The sequence below is a fragment of the Bacteroides sp. Phil13 genome, assembly GCF_001940965.1.
In the GTDB taxonomy this organism is placed as follows: Bacteria; Bacteroidota; Bacteroidia; order Bacteroidales; family Bacteroidaceae; genus Bacteroides; species Bacteroides intestinalis.
Map to the genome: position 1 here is coordinate 23,604 of NZ_MSHA01000054.1, position 24,988 is coordinate 48,591.

The 24,988-nt window shown below is 43.2% G+C and carries 12 protein-coding genes; 10 read left to right on the top strand and 2 right to left on the bottom strand.

Features of this window, described 5'->3' with window-relative positions; all coding sequences use genetic code 11:
- The first annotated feature begins 1 nt into the window (after position 1).
- Together BWI44_RS10450 and BWI44_RS10455 are read left to right on the top strand one after the other, a co-directional pair.
- Entirely contained in the window at positions 2-499 is a 498-nt protein-coding gene (locus tag BWI44_RS10450; RefSeq protein WP_138292207.1) for a hypothetical protein, read from the top strand.
- Between the two features lie 24 nt (positions 500-523).
- Entirely contained in the window at positions 524-2,182 is a 1,659-nt protein-coding gene (locus BWI44_RS10455; protein WP_195209572.1) for a flotillin family protein, read from the top strand.
- An 86-nt stretch (positions 2,183-2,268) separates the two neighbouring features.
- Here BWI44_RS10455 and BWI44_RS10460 read toward each other — a convergent pair whose 3' ends face one another.
- Positions 2,269-3,075 (bottom strand): LytTR family DNA-binding domain-containing protein, encoded by an 807-nt coding sequence (locus tag BWI44_RS10460; protein WP_195209571.1) that lies wholly within the window; start codon positions 3,073-3,075, stop codon positions 2,269-2,271.
- Positions 3,076-3,079: 4 nt separating this feature from the next.
- Positions 3,080-3,868 carry a LiaF transmembrane domain-containing protein gene (locus BWI44_RS10465; protein ID WP_195209570.1) on the bottom strand — a complete coding sequence of 263 codons (789 nt, stop codon included), beginning with the start codon at positions 3,866-3,868 and terminating at the stop codon, positions 3,080-3,082.
- A gap of 292 nt (positions 3,869-4,160) precedes the next feature.
- On the opposite strand from BWI44_RS10465, the gene BWI44_RS10470 reads away from it, so the two are divergent.
- The 8 genes from BWI44_RS10470 (at position 4,161) to BWI44_RS10505 (ending at position 24,819) form a co-directional block, all read left to right on the top strand.
- Positions 4,161-8,153, top strand: a complete 3,993-nt coding sequence (locus tag BWI44_RS10470; RefSeq protein ID WP_195209625.1) for a hybrid sensor histidine kinase/response regulator transcription factor — start codon at positions 4,161-4,163, stop codon at positions 8,151-8,153.
- Between the two features lie 22 nt (positions 8,154-8,175).
- Positions 8,176-11,055: a glycoside hydrolase family 2 TIM barrel-domain containing protein gene (locus BWI44_RS10475; RefSeq protein WP_195209569.1), complete on the top strand. Its 2,880-nt coding sequence runs from the start codon at positions 8,176-8,178 to the stop codon at positions 11,053-11,055.
- A gap of 210 nt (positions 11,056-11,265) precedes the next feature.
- Positions 11,266-13,524: a sialate O-acetylesterase gene (locus BWI44_RS10480; RefSeq protein ID WP_195209568.1), complete on the top strand. Its 2,259-nt coding sequence runs from the start codon at positions 11,266-11,268 to the stop codon at positions 13,522-13,524.
- A gap of 23 nt (positions 13,525-13,547) precedes the next feature.
- A complete protein-coding gene (locus tag BWI44_RS10485; protein ID WP_195209567.1) occupies positions 13,548-16,574 on the top strand; it encodes a DNRLRE domain-containing protein in 3,027 nt (1,008 codons plus the stop codon).
- A gap of 128 nt (positions 16,575-16,702) precedes the next feature.
- Positions 16,703-19,762, top strand: a complete 3,060-nt coding sequence (locus BWI44_RS10490) for a SusC/RagA family TonB-linked outer membrane protein (protein WP_195209566.1) — start codon at positions 16,703-16,705, stop codon at positions 19,760-19,762.
- Positions 19,763-19,780: 18 nt separating this feature from the next.
- Positions 19,781-21,385, top strand: coding sequence for a RagB/SusD family nutrient uptake outer membrane protein (locus BWI44_RS10495; protein WP_044532415.1), 1,605 nt, complete (start codon positions 19,781-19,783; stop codon positions 21,383-21,385).
- Between the two features lie 42 nt (positions 21,386-21,427).
- Positions 21,428-23,248 (top strand): BACON domain-containing protein, encoded by a 1,821-nt coding sequence (locus BWI44_RS10500; RefSeq protein WP_195209565.1) that lies wholly within the window; start codon positions 21,428-21,430, stop codon positions 23,246-23,248.
- A gap of 20 nt (positions 23,249-23,268) precedes the next feature.
- Entirely contained in the window at positions 23,269-24,819 is a 1,551-nt protein-coding gene (locus BWI44_RS10505; protein WP_195209564.1) for a hypothetical protein, read from the top strand.
- Positions 24,820-24,988: the final 169 nt, after the last annotated feature.

A 24,988-nucleotide genomic window follows, 5' to 3' on the forward strand; every position in this document is an offset into this window, starting at 1 on the left:
TATGAGCAGTAATATATTTCTGATTATCGCCGTGGTCACAACTGGTATTTTTGTGATACAGTTCATTCTTTCCATTTTTTTCGGAGACATTGATGCGGATACAGATGTGGATGCCGACATCAGTAGTGTGGTGTCTTTTAAGGGATTGACGCACTTCGGTATCGGTTTTGGATGGTACATGTATCTGATTGGAAATACTGACATTCAGAGTTATTCCATTGCCATTTTGATTGGTCTGTTTTTCGTTTTTGCTGTGTGGTTTCTTTATAAAAAAGCCTATCAGCTACAGCAGGTGAATAAGACGGAAAAGACGGAAAAATTAGTAGGCCGAGAATGTACCATCTACTTTGGGCAAGGAAATGGCAGATTTACTGTACAGACAAGTCGTGATGGAGCTATGCGTGAGATAGATGTAGTATCTGAAACGAATAAGACTTATCAGACAGGTGATAAAACTATTATTACGGGCTATAAGGACGGAACTCTATATATTCAATAAAACAAAACTCAAAAACATAGATTTATGACACAAGAAATGATGATTATGGCCGCCATACTCGTGGCGGTTATCTTACTTACCTTCATTGGTATTCTTTCCCGTTACCAGAAATGTAAAAGTGACGAAGTACTGGTAGTATATGGTAAAACGGGCGGTGATAAGAAGTCAGCCAAGTTGTATCATGGTGGTGCTGCATTTGTGTGGCCGATAATCCAGGGATATGAATTCCTGTCCATGAAACCGATGCAGATAGACTGTAAACTGACCGGTGCACTGTCTGCCCAGAATATCCGTGTGGATGTACCGACCACGATAACAGTTGCCATCAGTACTGATGCGGAAGTAATGCAAAATGCTGCTGAGCGTATGCTTGGGCTGACAATAGATGATAAACAGAACCTGATAACGGATGTTGTGTACGGTCAGATGCGTTTGGTCATTGCCGATATGACGATTGAAGAGCTGAATTCCGATCGCGATAAATTCCTTTCTAAAGTAAAGGATAACATCGATACGGAACTTCGCAAATTTGGTTTGTATCTGATGAACATCAACATCAGCGATATCCGTGATGCTGCCAATTATATTGTCAACCTAGGTAAGGAAGCTGAAAGTAAGGCGTTGAATGAGGCTCAGGCAAACATTGAGGAACAGGAGAAACTGGGTGCCATCAAGATTGCCAATCAAATAAAGGAACGTGAGACGAAAGTTGCCGAAACACGTAAAGACCAAGATATTGCCATTGCCGAGACTAAAAAATTGCAGGAAATCTCTGTGGCTAATGCTGATAAGGATCGAATCTCGCAGGTAGCTATTGCCAACGCTGAAAAAGAGTCGCAGGTGGCAAAGGCTGAAGCTGAAAAAAATATCAGGATTGAGCAGGCTAATACGGAAAAGGAAAGCCGTATTGCCGAACTGAATTCTGACATGGAGATTAAGCAGGCGGAAGCAGGAAAGAAAGCTGCTATCGGGCGAAATGAGGCTCAGAAAGCTGTGGCACAATCTGATGCCGAACTGGCTGTAACGCGTGCCAATGCCGACAAACAGGCCGGTGAAGCTGAAGCACGTTCGGAAGCTGCCGTACAGGCTGCCCGCGAAATAGCTCAAAAAGAAGTAGAAGAGGCTAAAGCCCGTAAAGTGGAATCTTCTTTGAAGGCTGAAAAGATTGTACCTGCTGAAGTTGCAAAGCAAGAAGCCATTCTTCAGGCTGATGCTGTTGCCGAAAAGATTACCCGTGAGGCTGAAGCTCGTGCAAAAGCAACTCTGGCACAGGCTGAGGCTGAAGCAAGAGCCATCCAGATGAAGTTGGAAGCTGAGGCTGAAGGTAAGAAGAAATCATTGCTTGCTGAAGCTGAAGGTTTTGAGGCTATGGTACGTGCGGCAGAATCTAATCCGGCTATCGCTATCCAATATAAGATGGTAGATCAATGGAAAGAAATTGCCGGAGAACAGGTGAAAGCATTCGAACACATGAATTTAGGAAACATTACTGTATTCGATGGTGGAAACGGAGGTACAAGCAACTTCCTGAATACATTGGTGAAGACGGTGGCTCCGAGCCTCGGTGTACTGGACAAACTACCTATTGGCGAGACCGTAAAGGGAATCATCCATCCGGAAGGAAAGGAAGATAAACAGGAAACCCAAAAGGATGAACCAAAGAAAGACGATAAGAAGAAATAATCAGATAACCTTGTCTGCTAAACAAAAGCGAAGAATTCACAATGGGGCGGATTCTTCGCTTTTGTTTTATAGAATAGTTTAGGTCTTTATATTCCCAGTTGTTCTTTCAATAGCCGGTAGCCCGTCAGGCTAACCCGTAATTTAGTTCCGTTTTTCAATAACACTTGGTAGGTTTCTTTTCCGAATAGTTCTACCCGCGATATCTGTGTCACGTTTACAATGGTGGAACGATGGATACGCACAAAGTTGTCACTTGGCAGATGTCCTTCAAAATACTTCATGGTTTGCTCTTTGATGTACTCTCCTGTGGGGGTGATCAAAGTCGCATAATCTCCACACGCCTGGATATATAGCAGTTCATCTACTTTGATGATATGTATTCGTGCCCTGTCTTTTACAGTAATGCGATCAATGGTTTCCTCTTGCTCTTCCGTTTTTTCTGCTTTTACGGATTGCGGTACAATGAATTCATCTTCTTGTGCTTCCGGGGCTTTCACTACTATCAGGTGATACCACAATATAATGGCTATCCATGTCGGTATGCCGAACAGAAGTCTGAAAGGTATGGTAGAGGCAAAAGAGATATAAGGTATTCCTGCAATTCTTACCATAATGTCGCAGACCATGAAGCTGCCCGCAATCCAGAGCAATATTCCTGATACAACCGTAATGACATTTGTCTGGAGAATGGATACTTGGCCTACTACAAACCAAGCCAGGTATGCCAGTGCCGCAAGCCATCCGATTGTTGTGATTCCGTCGATGATGGCAGGTAGCCAGTCAGTTCCGGTATATCCCCACAACAGGGTTGCCTGGATGATTGCCAGAACCAATGCAAGCACAAGCATCGGAAACCAACGATAAGGATAATCTATAATTGGATGTGCTCTCATAGGATTAGTCTTTAATCTCTAATCCACCGAAGGAAATATTTCCACGGATTATTAGTGTACTTTCTTTATTAATATTTGCTCCTTGCCAACGCTTATCCTCGCATCCGCCGGCAAAAGCATTACATTGAGGTACAACATTCCAGTCTGAAGGAATGTACAACTCTATTCCACTACAAGTACAGTCGATATCAATATAGGTTTCTCCCGGTGCAAGATGCGTGTGGCGTAGATCAATGACGGTTCCTCCGAATGAAGCCCGGATACTGGCTCCTTTGAACAATTCATCCAATACGACATGACGTACAGAACCAAAAGCATTGTCGGAACGCAGATAACCGTTTTCCGATTCGCATTGTTGCTCATTGTTTTCCATATTCATGTGTATATGTCCACCTCCTCTTTTAGTCCAGTCCTGATAACGGCCGCTCATATGACTTTTCATCCAGCGTTCCCTACGGCGGGATTTTACAAAGAACAGGATACCTGCCACAATCAGTGCAACAGGCCAGACAAAGGTCTGTGAGTTCTCCGGTAACCACGATAATCCTCCAACTAAGAAATAGACGCCTATCAGGGTGAGGATAGAACCACTCAGATAATGGCGGCGCGTCATCGTGTAGATACCTAATACAATGAGAAGACTATGCCAGGATACCACTATGCTAAATAAGTCATACGTAATCCAACCTACGTTACGGGCAAACAGTAATATTCCGGAGATGATGAAGAGCGAAGCTATCAGTGCTTTGCCCGATAAGCCTGCATGAGACGGGAAGTTTTGTTTCTTTTCCATTATTTCTATTGTTATTGATTCATATTCCATTGTTATGGGTTGATGGCTCAAAGGTAAGCGAATTATTCATCCCTGTATAGCCCTTCCGGGTGATTTCCGGTAGAAAAGCCGATGAGTTCCGGGTATGAATCGGTGAATTCGGAGGGCTTTCGTACGATAACGACACAGATTAGTCCAATTTTTATATAGGTTGTACATAGATTCCGCTATTTTTGTTTCTATAAAAAAAGGAACCTTATAACTGAAGTATACGATGATGAAAAAGACTCCCTTATCAATAATAGTGTTGCGGATGCTGTTACTGCTCTCATTTTTGATTCCCGGATTGTTGTTCGCACAGGATATCCATTTTCAAACATTCGGAGTAGAAAATGGCATCTCGCAACCAACAGTTACATCTATTTATCAGGATGAATTCGGGATAATCTGGATAGGTACTAAAGATGGTTTGAACCGTTATAACGGTACCGATTTTTATATATTCCGTCCGGTTGAGAATGATAAACATAGTCTTTATAATAATAATATAGGTACGATTTGTGGTGATAAGGACGGGCATATTTATATTCGTTGCAAGTATGCCGTAGTTGAATATGATATTAAGAAGAATATTTTTCATACAATTCGCGATAATAACATTCAGGCCATTAGTTACGGTAACTCTCGGCTGTGGGCTTGTACCAAGGACTCTTTATTCACCTATAACCGTGCGGAAGATAAGTTGGAATATTATTATCACCTGGAGGATGTACGCATGTCCTGTGTGACCGAAGACCATGAAGGGAATCTATATGTAGGAACCATGAATAATGGCTTGTACATGCTGGATCGTAATAAGAAATGGCTTAATTATCTCCCAACAAAGGATATAACCTGTATTTATGAAGACTCCAAAAAGAATATTTGGGTAGGTACCAAAGATGACGGGCTTTTCCGACTGGACAGGAACGGTGGAAAAACAAACTATGTGCATGCACCTTATAAGAATGGACTTTCCAGCAATTACGTCCGTTGTGTGGTCGAAGATAACTTGGGTAACTATTGGGTGGGGACTTTTAAAGGTTTGGATAAATTGGATGTCACCACCAATACTTTCACCAATTACAGTGAAGATAACAAACCTTATAGCCTGAGTAATTCTTCCATCATCTGTATGATGAAGGATCAGCAAGGAACTTTCTGGATTGGCACTTATTACGGTGGGGTTAATCTGTTTAATCCGGACTATGAGATTTATACCTATTATTATTCCGATGAATCTCAGCAAGGAAAGCTGACCTCTCCTTTTGCCGGACGAATGAAAGAAGACTCTAAAGGAAATATCTGGATTGCAACGGAAGGTGGTGGAGTGAACTATCTCGATCGAAAAACAAGAAGCTTCGCAGAGTTTAAGCATGATATAAATAAGAATTCCCTTGCATCCAATACGGTACAATCTCTGCATTTGGATGAGGAAAACCAGACTCTGTGGGTAGGTACATTACGAGGAGGATTGGATAAATTGGACTTGAAAACGCATCAGTTTACCAATTACAGGCATATTCCGGGGAAAGAGAATTCGTTGATCAATGATGTAGTACGCAAAGTTATTCCGTATAAAGGAAATCTTTTGCTGGCAACCCATAACGGAATAGGTTTGTTTGATCCTCAAACAGGAGAGTGCACAAAGCTACTGAAAGATAGTAGACTCAATAACAGACAGATCATTGATATGCTTCTTGACAGGAACAATAATTTATGGTTCTCTTATTCATTGGGACTGGTTAAATATAATCTTGAAACCCGGAAACGAGATGAGTATTTCGTTCCTAATAGTTCAAACCGGGTTATAGGCAGTAATTTGATAAATGTACTTTTTGAAGATAAGAAAGGTAATATCTGGGCAGGTTCTTCGGGAGATGGTATATTCCTATATGAGCCGGATAACAATTCATTCAAACCGTTTAACTCACACAATTCGGACCTGATCAATGATTATATCCTTGATATAAAAGAGTCTTTGTCCGGCTATCTCCTGATAGCCAGTAATCAGGGCTTTTCACGTTTTGATATGGAGAACCAGCGCTTTTATAACTATAATAAACAGAATGGTTTTCCGATGACGGCATTGAACCCTTACGGATTGTTTGTGGCCAGCGATAATGAGATATTCCTTTCCGGTCCCAAGATGATGATATCTTTCTTTGAAAAAGAATTGAATTCTTATGTAAAGCCCTATCAGCTTAACTTTACCTCATTGGAAGTGAATAACCAGGTTATATTGCCGAATGATGATTCCAATATTCTCTCTGAGTCTATTTTGTATCAGCCACAAATTACGCTGAATCATAACCATTCCATCATCACTATAAATTTCTCGTTGTCCAATTATGTATCGGTACTGAGAAACCGGATTTACTATAAATTGGAGGGATTTGATAAAGACTGGATGAGTGCAGGTTATCGTAAAGGCATTACTTACACCAACCTGAATCCGGGTAAGTATAAGCTAAAGATAAAGAGCTCTGAGGAATATTCCGGTAAGGAAAGTATTTTTAAGGAAATTGATATTGTGGTGAAGCCACCTTTTTACAAATCTGTCTGGGCATATTGTATTTATGTTATTATTGTGATTGTATCTGTCTATATAGTGGTTAGTTTCTATTCTTCCAAATTAAAGTTGCGGGCTTCACTTGAATACGAGAAGAAAGAGAAGAAACAGATAGAAGAACTGAACCAGTCTAAACTTCGCTTTTTTACCAATATTTCACATGAATTTCGTACTCCGCTCACATTGATTGTGAGTCAGTTGGAGATGTTGATGGAAAGGAATGATATTCAGCCGTTAGTGTACAATAAACTGGTAAATATTCATCGGAATACCTTACGTATGAAGCGCCTGATAACCGAGCTTCTTGATTTCAGGAAACAAGAACAGGGTTTCGAAAAGTTCAAATACAGCAAGCAGGATATTTATGCGTTCCTGGATGAAATCTATCTGTCTTTCAAAGAGTATGCACGGGGTAAACAGATTAATCTTGAATTTCTTAATAAGGATAGGAATCTGGAAGTCTGGTTTGATGTAGTACAGCTTGAAAAGGTGATTTATAACTTGCTGTCCAATGCTTTCAAATATACATCTCTGGGTGGTACAGTCTCCTTATCAGTACAGGAATATGAAAATAGTGTGGTTATTCTTATTTCAGATACGGGTATCGGTATTGCCGAAAAGAGTCTGGATAAGATATTCGATCGTTTTTATCAGGTCGACAGCACGGACAACCAGAAAGGTACGGGCATAGGATTGGCACTTGCTAAAAGTATAATTGAAGCCCATAAAGGCAAAATCAGTGTGCGGAGCATGGAGGGAAAGGGAACCACTTTTGTGGTTGAATTGCCTTTGGGAGATAGTCACATTGCCGATTCACAAAAAGTGGCAACTCCCGATATCGATTCATCATGCATTTCAGAGTTGACCATGTATGGTGACAAGGCACTGACTGATGTGATGGATGATGAGAATCCTGCTAATGAATCGGAAGATACAAAGAGTAAAATCCTGATTGTTGAAGACAATGAAGAACTCAGAGGTTTACTGGTTCGTCTGTTCTCCAAAGTATATTCCGTTTGCGAAGCGCAGGATGGTGAAGAAGGACTGGATAAAACAAAAGAAATACAGCCCGATATTGTACTGAGCGATATCATGATGCCCAAGATGTCCGGTATAGAAATGTGCAGGAAGATAAAGAGTAATTTCGAAACATCCCATATCCCAGTGATATTACTGACGGCCCAGACAGCCGAAGAATATACAATGCAAGGGTTAAAAATGGGTGCAGATGACTATGTGACTAAACCTTTTAATGTGAAACATTTGTTTATGCGTTGTAACAATCTGGTAAACAGCAGAAAGCTGTTACAGAAAAAATATGCAAAACAAATGGATAACAATGTGGATATACTGGCAACGAATAGCGCAGACCATCAGTTCATGGAACAATGTGTAGCGTGTATTGAACAAAATCTGGATAATCCGGATTTTGACGTGAATATGTTTGCTCAGGCCATGAATACCGGCCGTACCAAACTCTTCCTGAAGATTAAGGGTATCACAGGGCAGACACCCAATGACTTCATTCTGAATATCAGATTGAAGAAGGCGCAGATGCTACTGAAACAGATGGATACGAAGACTGTTTCGGAGATAGCATATGAAGTTGGCTTCAACTCCCCAAGCTATTTCATAAAACGTTTCAGGGAGTTGTTCGGGGTGACTCCCGCCCAATATCAGAAAGGAGAAGAATAAGTTTACTATTATAATTGATACTATGAAAACAAGATTATTGTGTGCTTTATGTGCATTCTTTCCGTTGTCTCTGTTGGCGGCAAAGGTTCATAAGATAACTCCTATCACTACCGATAAGGATATCAGGATTGAAGTAATGTTGTCTGCTGAGGCGAACGAAAGTTTGTCCCTTGATGCTGTAATTACGCATGCCCGGAATAAGGCGATATTGTGCAGCCATTCCGGAGAATTTTATTTTAAGAATAAAGTGGATACAACGGTGGTCTGGAAAATAGACCAATTGACTCCTGAACTATGGAGTCCTGTTAATCCTGCACTTTATGACTTGGAAGTAAAGGCAGGTACTGAAACTTTGCATAAGCGGATTGGGTTCAGAAAGTTTGAAATGCGGGATGGTGTATTTTATTTGAATGATAAACCTATCTATCTGCGGGGTAATGCCATTAATCCGCCTGAGCGGGGAATACCCGAACAGCTGGAAAGAAGCAAAGACTTTGCACGTGATTATGTTCGCTTTATGAAGAGCCTGAACATAAATATCATCCGTATTCCCGATGATCAGAATTGGATGGATGTGTGCGATGAAGAAGGTATGATGATATTTGCCGGTCGGTATGGTCGCCCCAAACATGCAACCAAGACTGCACCACCGACAGACTTTGACCTGTCACTCAGAACCTATAAGGAGATTGATCTGGGACCGTTCACTCCTCATCCTTCCGTAGTCATCTATATTTTATCCAATGAAATGCCTTATGAAGGTAAAACGGGCGATCTGTATCGGGAGTTCCTGACAAAGATGTGTCGTGAACTCAAGAAATGGGATGATACCAGATTGTATATAGGCAATACCGGTTATGGACTGGGACATTCGGGCGATATCTATGATGTACATAGGTATTGGGGATGGTATTATAATACTTTCCTTACTTATCTCAATATGCGTGATAAGGCGATGTGGCAAAATCCGGGAAGAGTACAACCGATTACTTTTACCGAATGTGTAGGAAACTATACAGGAATAGACGGGCGTTTCAACCTCTGTTCCAGAACCAAACAACCGGGTTCGCAGAAGTGTTGGACAGGACATCTGCCCGATGATGAACAAGCTGGAGCAGCTATGACCTATCAGGCTTTTGTACTGAAGAATGCAACGGAATTGTTCCGTCGGTTGAGAAGTCAAAATAGTTGCTTGGCAGGTACCATGCCCTTTACAATTATATTTCATAACTGGGATGGGGTAAAGTCCTTTGCTGAGATGAAACCGAAACCTGTAGCCTGGCAATACCAGATCAGCTATCAGCCTGTATTACTGAGTTGGGAGAATTGGCAGTCGCAGATTTATGCAGGGAGTAAGCTTGCGGTGGTAGCCCATGTCATCAATGACGATGATTATGGCAATGATTTGGATGAAGTTCATTTGCAGTGGTGGATTGAAAAGGAAGGTGAGAAAGTATTGGCGGGAGAGGTCGATCTTCCATCTGTTCCTTATTATGGCACTTGTAAGAGGCCTTTGTCAATAGATATTCCTCAGAATCTGCCTTCGGGAGATTATATGCTGAAAGGTGAGATTTGGTCGAAAGGCAGGAAGGTGTCCTATAATGAGAGTGAATTGTTCATTGCCGGAAAAGACTGGAGGGGTACAGAGGTGATGAAGAAAACCATTTATGTGTACGATTCTTCGGCAGGAGAGCAAACCTTGAACTGTTTGCAAAAACTCGGTTACCCTGTAAAAGCGGTTCGTATGGTTAAGGAATTACCCCGGAACTCTACCTTAATTCTGGCTGAGAATTCATGGGATGATTCACTGGATAATCAGTCAGGGCAGTTGAAAGAATATGTAAGTAAGGGTGGACGCATTATTTGCCTGCAACAAGATGCTGCAACATTCAATCAATCGTGGTTGCCAACTTCCGTGGAGTTTCTGAAAGACAGCAATAATGATCCGGTTTATCTTTCACCGTCTCTGGCCTATGCGGATGGTATGAATATCAATCTCGAACGTCCGTATCATCCGGTTTTTAGCGGATTAACCCCTAAGCAGTTCCGCCTTTGGTCCGACTATACCTCCTATGATGAATCGAAGAAAGGTTTTCCTGCCATTTATCCGGTGGACAAAGGATATGATCTTCGTGAATCCGGGATGGAGAATGTAGCCGTCCTTGCCAACTATAGCCGTGCTTTGGCTGCGACAGCCTTGTCGGAGATGTTTATGGGTGAAGGCTCCATACTGTTGTCTGGTTTCGATTTGATTAATCATTGCGGAGTAGACCCCGTAGCTGATAAACTTCTTTTTAATATGCTTCGTTATATGTCTGTCGACAAGCAGCATGAACCGTATGTGGAAGTGACTGACTCAATTATCTGGGGAGACTATGCTTCCGAACGGGGAATCGTGAACGCACCTTGTAATGGCCTGATGGTAAACACTGTTCCTATCATTCCAAAAGGACAGGAGCATGACCCCAGATATGAAGTGAAGATTGATGAATATGGTTACCAGTACGCCGGTGCTTATGGTGGGTGGAATTCAAAACCGGGTGTGCAATATGTACCTTATGGAAGAAGACCTATGGCTCCATTCACTTTTTCAAAAGGAGGAAGCCCGTTGATCAGTAAATCATCTACCAGCGGTGAAGGATATTTCTACATGACATTGTCCGGGAAGAAGAAAACCATGATTACCATATTGGAGAATCCTGTGGACGAGCCTCTTTACATCAGCATCACCGTCAATGACAAAACAACAGGGAACTATGTGCTTCAACCCAAGCAACAGTTAAGTGTCGAAACAGATATCTCGCATATAAAGAATACAATGAAAGTTTCCCTGAAAGGAGACCGTCGGGTGATATTACTGAAAACAATATTAAGTACAGAGCGTCCGGATCATGCAGAATAAGGTTTCTGATAGTTGCCAATAAGGAGGCAAGACCTTGCCACCGTATTGGCAACATATTGCCACCCTGTTGGCAAAACTTTGCCAATCCGATGGCAAAATGCCAGTATTAAACACGACTGTACAAAGTTGCTTCATAAAAGAACGATTGTTATATGTCTTCACTCGGTAAACGGACATCTTTGCAGAGTCATTTTTAAACCGAATTGAACTATGAAACGCATTTTATTTTCTTTATTTTTATTTCTGGCCAGCATCGTTGTTTTTGCTGACGGTGGGTTTACGGTTGCCGATGTTTTTACGGATCATATGGTATTGCAGCGTAATGCAAACGTGAAGATCTGGGGAGAGGCGGCAGACGGTTCGCAGGTTGAAGTGTTGTTTGAAGGACACAGCTGGAAGAGTAAGGTTGTTGATGGGAAATGGATGGTCACACTAAGGACCGGAGAAGCCGGAGGACCTTATAAATTAGAAGTTATAAATGGTAATAATAAGGTTAGTTTTAGAGATGTTTTCGTAGGTGACGTATGGCTGGCGGGTGGTCAGTCAAATATGGAGTTTGCTTTGCGCAGGGTGAAGGATGCGAAGGCGGAAATCGATTTGGCTGATTATCCTCAGATACGTTATTATAAAGTACCGAGAAAATATTATCCGGAACACGAAGTACCTGAAACATCCTGGAAGACTTGTACTCCTGAGACAGCACCAGAGTTTGCAGCTGTTGCTTACTACTTTGCGAAGAATCTGCATAAAGATTTGAATATTCCTATCGGTATCATTCAGCTACCCGTAGGAGGAACGACGGTTGAGGCGTGGACGAGCCGGAAGTTGCTGTTGTCCGATAAAGACTTCCGCCCTATCATAGAGCGTTATGATAGTATTGCTGATGCTTATCAGTCTGGAGAGTACGAGAAGATATATGACCGTTATATTAAGTCTTTGACAGAGTATAACAAATTATCAGCAGAAAAGAAACAATACATTGGTAAACCTACGGAGCCTATGGGAAAATGGAACTTTCGTCGTCCGGTTGGTTTATCCGAAACGATGTTGAATGTTGTCAGTCCATATACTCTGAAAGGATTTATTTTCTATCAGGGAGAGTCGAATACAGCACGTGGGGCACAATATCGTAAACTGTTCCCCGCTATGATAAAGGAGTGGAGGGCATCGTGGGGACAGGGAGATATTCCTTTCCTGTTTGTACAGTTACCTCGATTTGAAACAAAGACCCGTTACTGGAATGAGTTGCGTGAGGCGCAATACCTCACCTCACTGCATGTGAAGAATACAGGTATGGCCGTTGCTTTTGACCAGGGAAATCCCAAAGATATTCATCCGATTGTGAAAGACACAGTTGGCTGGCGCCTTGCACAGATGGCTTTGGGTAAAGTTTATGGTAAGAAGATCGTTTATCAGGGACCTGAATTTAGAAAGAAAACGAAAACCAGAGACGGCAGTTTACTTCTGGAATTTGCGAATGCAGGTACGGGGATTATTGCCAAAGACGGTTCTTCCTCGCTTTCCGGATTTACGGTTGCCGGTAAAGACGGTCAGTTTTATCCGGCTGAAGCAGTGATTGTTGATAACAATAGGGTACGTGTAAAGAGCAATCAGGTAAATGACCCTGTAGATGTCCGTTATTTCTGGGTGAATAGTGGATACATGAATTTCTTTAATAAAGAAGGCTTTCCCGCCCTTCCCTTCCGCACGGATAAATACAGGTTGGAAACGGAAGGCGTATGTGTCAATCCTGAACCGATGATACCCCAGCTTGATCTGTTCCTTTTCATTGGCCAGTCCAACATGGCAGGACGGGGATATATTACTGATAACTATAAAGGCAGTATAAAGGATGTATACTTGCTGACTCCGAACGGTGATATGGAACCTGCAAGGAATCCTTTAAATAAGTACTCTACTATCCGCAAGCAAATAGATCTGCAAGGAGTAGGCCCGGCCTATTCTTTTGCAAAGGCCATTGCAGACAAAACGAAGCATAAACTTGGGTTAGTGGTTAATGCACGCGGGGGGAGTTCTATAAATTCGTGGTTGAAAGGAGCTAAGGATGATTATTATGGAGAAGCTTTGTCACGTATACGCCAGGCCATGAAGTACGGAACGTTGAAAGCGATTATCTGGCATCAGGGTGAAGCCGATAGTCGGAATCCGGAAGCGTATATGGCGAAGTTACAAAAGCTGGTTGCCGATTTGCGGGAAGATCTGGGAGATGCAAAGCTCCCCGTCATTGTAGGAGAGATTGCCGAATGGCGGGTGAATGGGACTTCGGATGCATTTAATAAGATGTTGCGTACGGTTCCCCGGCATATTCCCTATTCCTATTGTGTGTCATCCCAGGAATTGGTGCCCCTGATCAATGAAAATGACCCTCATTTTAGTGCTGACAGTCAGATAATCCTTGGTAGGAGATATGCTGAAGCGGCTTATAAAGCCTGTTACTTTAAAGAATAGAAATACCCATTAAAAGATAATTTATGAGCTTGAAGAAACAACTATTTTTAGTCTGTGGTGCTATTGTTATGCCCTTTTTAGGGCTACATGCAGATAATGTCAATGTAGCATTACACAAACCGGTCACTGCCTCATCGCAGCAGAAAGAGTTTCCGGCATCCAATGTGACGGATGGAATCGTTTCGCGTAAATCTACCTGGATGAGTGGTAAAAGTGCGCGTCCACCCCATACACTGGATATTAATCTCGAGAGATATTATAATATAAACCGGGTTGTTATCTATACAGGAATTCCGGATGCCGAACAAACAGAGCAGGAGAAAGGAAAAGCACCGGGATTCTGGTCGGTGAAGAATTTTAAGATTCAATACTGGGATGATGCCAATTGGACGGACCTGCCGGATACGGAATGCACGGAGAACAGGTTGGATAAGCTTGAGTTCACCTTTCATCCGGAGTTGCTCACTTTTCAGATTCGTCTGGTATCTACCGATGGTGAACCGATCCGGATTAATGAGTTTGAAGTATACGGTAAGGAAAAGGCGGGTATGCCGATTCCTGTTACTACAGGTGAAGCTCCAAGAGCTTTCCAGGAACCTTTGGAAAAGGAAATGCAGGTGATGGTGGCTAAAGAAATCATTGGTAAGTCCATGAAATATGTGGCTTACAATCAAGGATATTATTTACCCGGAAGTAATGTTTCCGGTTGGCTTGAATACTCTAATGTGAACAGTGTGCGCGTATGGACTTCTCTGAACGATTATATTCCCCAGTCCGTTGTGCTCAATGATAAAGAGCTTTCTACATTGGAGGCTTTTGAGTCCTGTAAGAATGAGTTGCGAAACAATCCGGAGCATAATCGTTTCATTCAATGGGAAACTATTCTGGCGAAGTGTGGGGAAGCACATTTTTCTACCAATTCCATGGTATTCGAATACACGTTGAAAGAATTGAAACGCCTGAATATCGATGCTATTCTTCAGATAAATTCCACCGATTTTGATGGAACGTGGAGTAATAAATGGAAGCAGTGGCAGCGTTTCTATGCATTAGCTTTTTATGCGGCTAAGACAGGGGATGTAACCATGTACGCCATGCACAACGAACCGAATCATCGCCATGCCGGACCAATGAAGATCACCCAGTATGTAGATGCCATGAAAATAGTTTCGGATGCTGTTTATTGTGCCGTGCAGGATGTGAATAGGCTGTATGGGAAGAATCTGAAATCACGTTTTGTGAGTCCGGTTACAGCGGGTTCCAATACAAACTGGTGGGCCGAAGTCGTGAAGAATCTGCGTATTGACTATCGAGGCTTGCCTTCGGACAGGGACTTGATGGATATATTTTCTACCCACTCTTATAATCTTCCGGCAGCAGGTTATGCGTCCAAGGTTTCTGATATAAGAAAGATTATAGTGGAAAATCATCCTTTGAAACAACCGCTTCCGATCGTTTATACGGAAACAGGGCGTTGGATGAATGCATATCTGATCGATAAGGAAGAGACGATGGATTCTCCTTCCTTGTTCACAGAGTGGGCCGGTGAATATACAAACAATACACTCAATCAAGGGTATGGAATGTGGGCTTTTAAGTTTGCCAATACTACCAGCGGAACATATCCGCGTGGCATTAAGTCAGGACATCACTTTATCTGGCAAGGCAAACGGATTGTGGAGGATACCTATACCAATGTGGCATTGGGTAAGAAAGTAATGGATCTGACTTCATCTCGCCCAGTAGCGGTGAAAGTAGTAACCGATGGTAATAAGGCAGATGCTTCCATGTGGGTGTCTCAAGATACAGATGCAGAGAAATGCCTGGAAATCAATCTGGGAAAAAGTACTTCATTGGGTGGGGCTGTAGTCTATACGGGTTCGGCATATGGAGTTTATACGGCTCCCGACCGGGTGAAGAAATTCCGTTTGCAGTATTGGGACGGTACCGAGTGGGCGGATATAAAAGAAACCGTTGAGAAAGATGCACGTTATGCTCAATCCTTTTTTCTGTTCGATGCTCCTGTAACTACTTCCAAAGTCCGCTTTGTTGCAATGGATAAGGGGAGTATCAAAGTGAGGGAAATCAAACTGTTTGATGCGGAGTCCGTCAAAGAGATTCCTTCCTCTTTTGATATAAGTGGCATTCAGCGTACGGGTGAAGTTGTTCGCCTGTTTGCAAAAGGATTTAAGGAAGAACGCCCGTTGCTGAATACTGTGAAGTCGGTTGCTGATAATGATGTGGATGCAATAACTTCTTTTAATCCGGAAGAAATGAGATATTATGTATGGCTGGTACAACGGAAACTCTCTTCAAACCATCTCACATTGAACCTGAAGTCGCTGAACCTTCCGGTAGGAACCAAGGTGATTGCCGAGGAAGTAAGTGCAAATGCTTATGGTGAAGTGGTCTGGATAAAAGAAACCTCAGAAGAAGGACAGCTTTCGTTTGAACTTCCTGCCCAGAGTGTAATGCTCCTTACCATTCCTATCTGTTCCAATGCTACAAAGACACTGGTGGCAACGGCGGATGCAACCGTTAAGGCCGGGGCAAATAGTGAGAAAAACTTTGGTAAAGCCAAAGTGATGAATATAGAAATGAATGCTTCCCGAGCCAATGGCAATCAGGTTAGCTATCTCAAGTTCGACTTGTCGGGTATGAATAAAGAGGAAATGAATGCCGCTATACTCCGGTTGTATGGCAGTTCGTCAACCAAATCTCCCTATCGCTTCCATGTCTACGCGCTGGATAATAGTAATTGGGACGAAAGTACCCTGAACTGGAAGAATGCCCCCAATCTGGAAAAAGACCAAGTGCGCGTAACCGATGTAGGTAATGCGGCACATGTAGCCGGTGAGATAGTTGTTACTGAAACAGCATCTTGGCATCAGCTTGATGTCACTTCATTGATACGCAAATGCCGGCAGTCGGAAATTACATTTGTATTGATCAGGGAAGTCCGCCAATTGGGAGATGATTCTGATAATAATAAGAATAGTTCTTTCGGAACCAGGGAATCAGTGAATAAACCGGCTCTGATAGTGTGGTAAGCGGAAAAGATTTATTTCGTTCGTACGATTGTGCTTTCTTTCCGTATGATTTTTAGATTCCGATTCTGTGTTTTTTGTGAATTTTGTCTTGTTCCTTTATTTAGTAATATATAAATCTAATGTATTAAATGAAAAACTGTTGTTTTAAACTAATCTTATCGGTTGTATTTCTATTGATTATGGCCGATGTACATGCGCAGAACGTGCGGGTAACAGGTGTTGTGTCTGATACGCAAGGTCCGTTGATTGGCGTGAATGTTCGCGTGAAAGATTCTGCAACTGGTGTGATTACCGATATAAACGGTAAATATTCTCTTGAGGTACCTTCGAATTCTACACTTGTGTTTTCGTATATCGGTTATCTGAACCAGGAGCATAAGGTAGGTAATAAAGGTGTTATTAATGTAGTCATGGTAGAGGACACCAAACAACTGGAAGAAGTTGTAGTCGTGGGCTATGGCTATCAGCGGAAAAGTGATGTCGCTACTTCTGTCGCTTCGGTTAAGACGGATGAACTGAAAAGTTACCCGGCAGGAAACGTAGCTGATATGCTTCGTGGACGCGTGGCCGGTGTTAATGTAACAAGTTCGTCGGGAAGGCCGGGTTCCAATCCTAATATTACGGTTCGTGGTAACCGTTCTATCAGTGCATCCAATACTCCTTTGTATGTTATCGATGGTTCTATCTCAGACAGTGAAGAATTCAGTACGCTGAGTGCGGAGAACATCGAGTCCATCGAGATTCTGAAAGATGCCGCTTCGCAGGCTATCTACGGTGCCCGTGCCAGCGATGGTGTTATCTTGGTGACAACGAAACGTGGTAGCCAGGGTAAGATGGAGGTAAGTTACAACGGATATGTAGGTATACAGTCTTTATGGCGCAACTTTGATTTCTACTCACCCGAAGAATATGTAATGTTACGGCGTGAAGCAAAAGCCAATGATAAAGGTGTGATTGATGCACGCGAAATATCCATCGCTGAAGCCTTGGGAGATGATGTCATGCAGCAAGTGTGGGCAAGCGGACAATTTATAGATTGGGAGAAAGAGATGTTGAAGAATGCACTCTATCACAATCATGACGTAACATTGCGTGGCGGAAATGATAAGATACGGATGGCTGCCGGTGTCAATTACTTCGATCAGGACGGAATGGTAACTACAGGTTCTGGTTATCAGAAGGCGGCTTTTCGCCTGAATGTGGATTATAACATTAATAAGTGGATTAGCCTTGGTGTAAACTCGTCTTATGCTCTTACCAAATCCGATCGTGAAGATGGTAGTTTCAGCGAGTTTATCACCCGTACTCCGATTGCACAGATTTATAATGAAGATGGTAGCTATTCACGCTATATTAATTCTAATAATGATGTCAACCCGTTCTATAGAGCGGAAAACTATAAGCGTGAGATTTCCACCAATAGTTACCGTTTGAATGTCTTTCTGGAGTTGAAGCCTTTCAAAGGGTTCAATTACCGCCTGAATACATCGTTCTATAACAGAGAACAGGAAGATGGCGAAGCAAAAGGAGTGAATTATCCGGGTGGTGGAGCTACGGCTAAACTGACTGACAGGGAAGACAGAAGTTATCTGATTGAGAACATCTTTACATACAATGTCCCTATTAAAGACCAGAAGCATAAACTGACGATTACCGCAGTACAGTCTGTTGACCATAAGCAGACAAAGCAGTTGGGCTATGCTACCGACCAATTACCGGTGGATATGGATTGGAACTTCATAGCAAACGGACAGTTTACAGGTTCTCCTATACGCTCCTTTACCGAGAATAACCTGGTTTCTTTCATGGGACGTGCTTCTTATATCCTGATGGATAGATATATTATGAATGTTGCAGTCAGAAGAGACGGTTCCAGTCGTTTCGGAAAAAATAACAAATGGGGTACATTCCCGTCTGTTGCCCTTGCATGGCGTGTGAACCAGGAGAAGTTCCTTCAAAATGCAACCTGGATCGATAATCTGAAACTACGCTTGAGTTATGGTATTGTAGGTAATCAGAACGGTATCGGTAATTATACAACTCTTGGTCTGACTGACAAACTCAGATATGAGTTTGGTGATAATTCCTATATGGGTTATCTTCCCGGAGCAGAACTTACCAATCCTAACCTGAAGTGGGAACAATCCAGAACCGTCAACATGGGCTTGGACTTTGGTTTGTTCCGAAACAGACTGTCGGGTACCATTGAGTATTATAAAACCCGGACTACCGATTTGCTTGTTTATCGTGGATTGAATTCAGCCTTAGGTTACGAAAAGATGCTTGATAATCTGGGAGAAACGAAGTCGAGCGGTATTGATATCAGTGTTAGCGGTGACGTGATTCGTACGAAAGATTTCACATGGAGCCTGGGAGCTAACTTTAGTCAATACTCCAATGAGATCGTTAAGATTGACGATCAGGTGGATGAGAATGGAAAACCGTTGAGCCAGCCTGGAAATAACTGGTTTGTAGGTAAACCTATCAATGTATATTACAATTATGAACCGGACGGTATTTATCAATACACTGATTTTGATATTACCCGTGATGCTTATGGCAAACTGACATATACCTTAAAACCAACCATTGATACGGATGGAGACGGTATACCCGACAAAGTTCTGGTACGTCAGGATGCAGTGGCGCCGGGTTCTGTGAAAGTGAAAGACCTGAATGGTGACGGGAAGATTACGGCAGACGACCGTACACCCATCTCCAAAGACCCGGACTTTACCCTGTCATTGAACACAAGTCTTAAATGGAAAGGCTTCGACTTCTTTATGGATTGGTATGGAGTATCCGGACGCAAGATTCAGAATGCCTATCTGTCGGATGCAAACAGTGGTGGTTCATTACAGGGAAAATTGAACGGTGTGAAGGTGAATTACTGGACTCCGTTTAATCCTTCAAATGACTTCCCACGTCCTACCCATAATTCGAATGTGACGTATCAGAGTGCCTTGGCCATACAAGATGCCTCTTACATCCGTTTGCGTACTTTGCAACTGGGATATACATTCCCCACCGCCTGGATTAAGAAAATCCAGCTTCAAAAGTTAAGAGTATATGCAACCGCTACGAATCTTCTTACGTTCACAGACTTCCTGTCGTATAGCCCGGAGTTGACTCCCGGTGCATATCCTGAGTCAAGACAGTTTGTGTTTGGAGTAAATTTGTCATTCTAATTATTAAAGACCGAAAAAATGAAGAAAAGATTATATATAGCAGCTTTAGCAATTGCAGCAATTGCGACGTTGCCTTCCTGTGAAGACTTTCTTAATCCTGAATCGAAGACAGACATCACTTACAACTATCTGATAAGTACTCCCGATGGTCTGAGCCGCGCCGTGATAGGATTATACAATATGGAGAGACAGATAGCCAATGGAGATGGAGGTAACCTGTACGTTGTAAATATGTGCGACTATAATACGGACATCATGGTATTCCGTGCCGGAACCAGTGCAGCTATTGCCCGTCTCAATACGCTGTTGCCTAACAATAGCGATGTCGAATCATTCTGGACACACCATTATTCCATTATTGGTAAAGCCAATGAAATCATTGTAAGCGCCGAGAACTTGGGGCTTGATGACGAAGTTGTCCATAAAGCATGGGCTGAGGCTAAGTTCTTCCGCGGGCATGCATACTTTGAGCTATGGAAACGTTTTGAACGTCTCTATCTGAATACACTTCCTACTACGGTAGATAATCTGGTGCGTGACTATAAACCGGCATCTACGGAAGAAATATTCACTCAGATTAAAGGTGACCTGGAAGATGCAATAGCCACTCTTGCCTGGGACATTCCGAATAAGGACTATGGCCGTATCACTAAGGCGGTTGCCAAACATGTGAGAGCGCAGGTAGCCATGTGGGAAAAGGACTATGATAAAGCAATAAAAGAGTGTGAGGATATCTTCAGGGATGGCACGATGTACTCCATGATGCCGAAGACGGAAGATGTTTTCAGCGGGGCGGACCTGCGTAACTCCGAAGTGCTGTGGTCCTACCAATTCTCAGAGAACCTGGGAGGTGGCGGAAGCGGTACTCCATTGATGGGACACCGTCTTGCCATTATTACCACTACCCGCTATCAGTCTAATGCCGGATGTACCTTTGAAGCAGCCCAGGGTGGTTACGGTTGGGGACGTGTTTATCCGAATACTTACTTATTCGGTCTGTATGATAAGGAAAAGGATACCCGCTATGAAAAGCTCTTTATCCACAAGTTCTATTACAATGATCCCACTAATGCCAATTATGGCAAAGAGATACCAGCCGATTTGTATGGCAGTTCCGCCGGATATTTGGAGAAACTGCATCCGATGTCAAAGAAGCATTTTGACCAATGGACCAATGCTACACAGCCTGACAGGACTTCCAGTTTCAAAGACCTGATCGTTTACCGTTTGGCAGAGACCTACCTGATGTGTTGTGAGGCTTACTTCCATCGCGACGGCGGTTCGAGTTCCGAAGCCATCGAATACTATAACAAGACGTGGAGCAGGGCAGGCAATGCCCGTGAGAACGGTCCGCTTACCCTTGATATGATTCTGGATGAATATGCCCGTGAACTGCACTTCGAAGGAGTACGCTGGCCATTGCTGAAACGTCTTGGACTTCTCTACGACCGGGCTCGTGAACACTCGGGCGACTTGAAGTCGGAAGACCCGTATCTGGATACCGATTATGCCTTGTGTCGTGATTACTTCGTGAAAGGCAAACACGAAATATGGCCTATACCACAGAAGCAGATAGACCTGATGGGAGCAGAAAACTTCCCGCAGAGCGATCCGTGGAAATAGGAGAGTTGACTTTAAATTATAAATTAAAAACAGAATCATAATATGAAAAAACTAACTCTGGTTTCATTGATTTTGAGTATGATACTGATTTCATGTAAAGAGCGTGGGGAAGTGCGTATCATGCCGGAATTTAATTATGACCAAACCACTATAAACATATCGAAGAATGAAGGTTCTTCTGTAACGGCTCTTATTTATACGACGGAGGGTGAGGTTACCGCCGAGTATACGGCAGACTGGCTCTCGGTAGATGTGAATCCGAAACGTGCCATTTATAAAGCTACGGCTGCCAATGAAACAGGTGAACCGCGTTCGACTGTCGTGAAGCTGGTTTCCGGAGAGTTCTCTGTAGACGTAATAGTGACTCAATCAGATAAAGATGCTTCGGAAGAGAAGGCATTGAAAGTGGGACAAGTGACAGAAGACGGACTTGGTATGATATTCTGGGTTGACCCGTCTGATCCGGAATCCGGAAAGGCTATCTCACTGGAACGTTGGGGCGGCAATCCGTATGAAGCATCTATCATGCCACATGGTGCTCTGTCAGCAGTAGACGGTCCAGCGAATACAGCCCTGTTTGTAAATGCAGGTCCTAATGATGCTGCCGCCTTGTGTACAGCATTGGGAGAGGGTTGGTATTTACCGGCATCCAATGAATTGCTCGATTTGTTTGACGCATACAATGGTATCGGGCATGAAGATCCGGCATTCACCAATGCAGTGCCTGCCAATATCAGCGATACGGAAAAAGCGGCCCGTGCCATGTTCGACCAGTACCTGACCGATTTGGGTGGAGCTGTTATAAATGCAGCGGCTGATACGGGTAATGGTGAAAGCTACTGGGCAAGTACGGAAAGTGAAGATGGGCAGAAAGCAAGATACGTCCGCTTCGGTAAGTATGGATTTGACTTTGGTGCCAAGACAGGTACAAGCCGCTTCGTACGTGCCATGAAAGTGATAGGTAACTATAAGTTCCCCGAAGAACCTGCGACACTGACCGTTACCCCTACCCAGGTTGGACTGACCAGTGAAGCCGGTGCCACGGCAGAGTCTACCGTAACTACGAATAAGAGTTCATATACGGTAACCATTGAAGGTGATGGCTCCACATGGCTTTCCGTAAGCAAGGCAGAAAACAAGATTACATTCACCGCTTTGTCGGAGAATACCACGGATGGTTCGCGTACGGCGACTGTGACCGTCGTAGCCGGTTCCGGTGAAGGCCAGGCTACGGCTACCATTACCGTAAGCCAGCAGAAAGCTATAGCTGTGGAACCTTTCAAGATAGGCGAGTATGTGACGAAAGATGGGGATACGGAACTTGCTGAAGGCGGTATTGTGTTCTGGGTGGATCCGGCAGATCCTTCCAAAGCCAAGATCGTATCTTTGAAACGAGAGAGCCTGAAGTGGACGAACGGTTTTGCAGAAGGTTTTGGGGTAACGGACGGTGAAAATGGATATGCCAATACGCAGACTATAGCGCAGAGTGAACATGCAGCGGATATTCCGGCTATACAATATTGCAAGGAGAGAGGAGAAGGTTGGTATTGGCCAGCAAGAGACGAGCTGATAGCCTTGTATGATGCCTACAACGGAAATCATAGTTCAAGTTTGCTTCCCGGTCAGCTTCCGGCGGAAGAACAGGCTGCACGTGCTGCATTCGATAAGGCCTTCACCGATCATGGCGGCATTCTCCTGAATACAATGGGGGATACGGAAAACGGTGACAGTTATTGGGCAAGTACGGAGACTACCGACGGTAAGAAAGCTTGTTATATACGTTTTGGTAAATATGTCAGTACTAATAACGCCAAGACCGGAAGTGCGCGTTATGTTCGTTGTGTGAGAAGTGTTTCCAAATAAAATCTTTAAAGGCAAATATCATGAAAATAAAATCATTTTATATAACGGCATCCTTTGCGTGTCTGTTTATGTTGACTTCATGTGTAGACTATGAAGTGAAAGATCCTAACTTCATGCCGCCGGACATTGTTCTGGACGAAGGTGACGACGATGAAATTATAGAGGGGTTGCCGACTCCCGGAGAAATGCAGGCTTACAGTCCTTCACTTCTGGGTAAACCGTATCGTCCGATCAAAGTGAAATATTCGAGCCAGTTTCCACCGGTTACCAGTTGGACTGAAGCAAATACCCGCATCGTGGCTTATATGGGCGAGTATAAGCCAAGCATAAAAACAGAGAGTGACTACAAGGCTATCACCAATAAATATGGTAGCCTTACCACAGGTGCCAAGCAACAAGCCACAGGACGCTTTTATGTGAAGAAAGTCAACGGTCGTTGGTGGATTATCGATCCCGAGGGATATCCTCACTATGAAAGAAGTGTGACTTCCCTCAGGTATGGTTCTTCTTCGCGTAATAAGGAAGCTTGGAACAAGCGTTTTGGCAATGATAATATGTGGTTATCGAAGACGCAGGCAGAACTGGCCTCTATCGGCTTTCATGGCACCGGTGCTTTTTGTACCAATACATATAGTAAAATTCAGGCGCATAATCAAAGTAATCCCAATGCACCTATGACTCTTGCACCTTCGTTTGGCTTCCTCAGCCAGTTTAGATCGCAGAATGGGCATGCCTATCCAGGAAATACTTCTGATAATGAATTGGGGCTTGTGTTGTACAGTGATTGGGCGGACTTCTGTAAATCTTATATCCGTTCGGCTATGGCGTCTTATTTGAATGATGCAAATGTATTGGGATTCTTTTCGGACAATGAGATAAATTTCTCTTCACAGAATTCAAGAATTCTGGACCGTTTTCTGAAACTGACAGACCGGACGGATATCGCTTATCTGGAAGCTAAGAAGTTTATGGAAGAGAAAAATGCAACAAGTGTGACCGATAACCTGAATAGTGAGTTTGCCGGCAGGTTGGCCGAACTCTATTACAAGGGAGTTAAGGAAGCCATCAAGGAGATTGATCCGGGAATGATGTATCTGGGAACCCGTCTGCATGGAACACCGAAATATCTGCAACATGTGGTGGCTGCTGCGGGCAAGTATTGTGATATCATCTCTATCAATTACTATAGCCGTTGGAGTCCGGAGTTGACTACCTATGTGAAGCAGTGGGGCGAAGATTGGGCGGATGCTCCCTTTATGGTTACTGAGTTTTATACAAAGGGTGTGGAAGATTCTGACCTGAACAACCAGTCGGGTGCCGGATTCTCTGTTCCCACTCAGAATGACAGGGCGTACGCATACCAGCATTTCACTTTGGGTTTGTTGGAAGCCAAGAATTGTGTCGGCTGGCATTGGTTCAAGTATCAGGATGATGATGGTACGGATAATAGCAGTAAGCCCGCTAATAAAGGGGTGTATGACAACTATTACGAGATGTACCCCTATCTGAGTAAGTTCATGAAGGAAGTGAATTACAATGTTTACAACCTTATTGAGTATTTTGATAAATAAACAGATTTATCAGATTGACATTTTGCATTTCTAAAGCCCCGGGAGTCTCTGCTTTGCAGCCCGGGGAGAGGAGGCTTGCAAATTCGCGAATGAAAATCTATATTTGTCAGATTATGAGTTGGATATATAAATACGTACAACTCTAAAAAACGGGAAATAGCTTGTTCGG

Excerpts from the sequence above, each read along its gene's own strand:
- BWI44_RS10450 (WP_138292207.1), top strand. The coding sequence starts at position 2 with ATGAGCAGTAATATATTTCTGATTATCGCCGTGGTCACAACTGGTATT.
- BWI44_RS10455 (WP_195209572.1), top strand. The coding sequence starts at position 524 with ATGACACAAGAAATGATGATTATGGCCGCCATACTCGTGGCGGTTATC.
- BWI44_RS10460 (WP_195209571.1), bottom strand. The coding sequence starts at position 3,075 with ATGAGAGCACATCCAATTATAGATTATCCTTATCGTTGGTTTCCGATG.
- BWI44_RS10465 (WP_195209570.1), bottom strand. The coding sequence starts at position 3,868 with ATGGAAAAGAAACAAAACTTCCCGTCTCATGCAGGCTTATCGGGCAAA.
- BWI44_RS10470 (WP_195209625.1), top strand. The coding sequence starts at position 4,161 with ATGCTGTTACTGCTCTCATTTTTGATTCCCGGATTGTTGTTCGCACAG.
- BWI44_RS10475 (WP_195209569.1), top strand. The coding sequence starts at position 8,176 with ATGAAAACAAGATTATTGTGTGCTTTATGTGCATTCTTTCCGTTGTCT.
- BWI44_RS10480 (WP_195209568.1), top strand. The coding sequence starts at position 11,266 with ATGAAACGCATTTTATTTTCTTTATTTTTATTTCTGGCCAGCATCGTT.
- BWI44_RS10485 (WP_195209567.1), top strand. The coding sequence starts at position 13,548 with ATGAGCTTGAAGAAACAACTATTTTTAGTCTGTGGTGCTATTGTTATG.
- BWI44_RS10490 (WP_195209566.1), top strand. The coding sequence starts at position 16,703 with ATGAAAAACTGTTGTTTTAAACTAATCTTATCGGTTGTATTTCTATTG.
- BWI44_RS10495 (WP_044532415.1), top strand. The coding sequence starts at position 19,781 with ATGAAGAAAAGATTATATATAGCAGCTTTAGCAATTGCAGCAATTGCG.
- BWI44_RS10500 (WP_195209565.1), top strand. The coding sequence starts at position 21,428 with ATGAAAAAACTAACTCTGGTTTCATTGATTTTGAGTATGATACTGATT.
- BWI44_RS10505 (WP_195209564.1), top strand. The coding sequence starts at position 23,269 with ATGAAAATAAAATCATTTTATATAACGGCATCCTTTGCGTGTCTGTTT.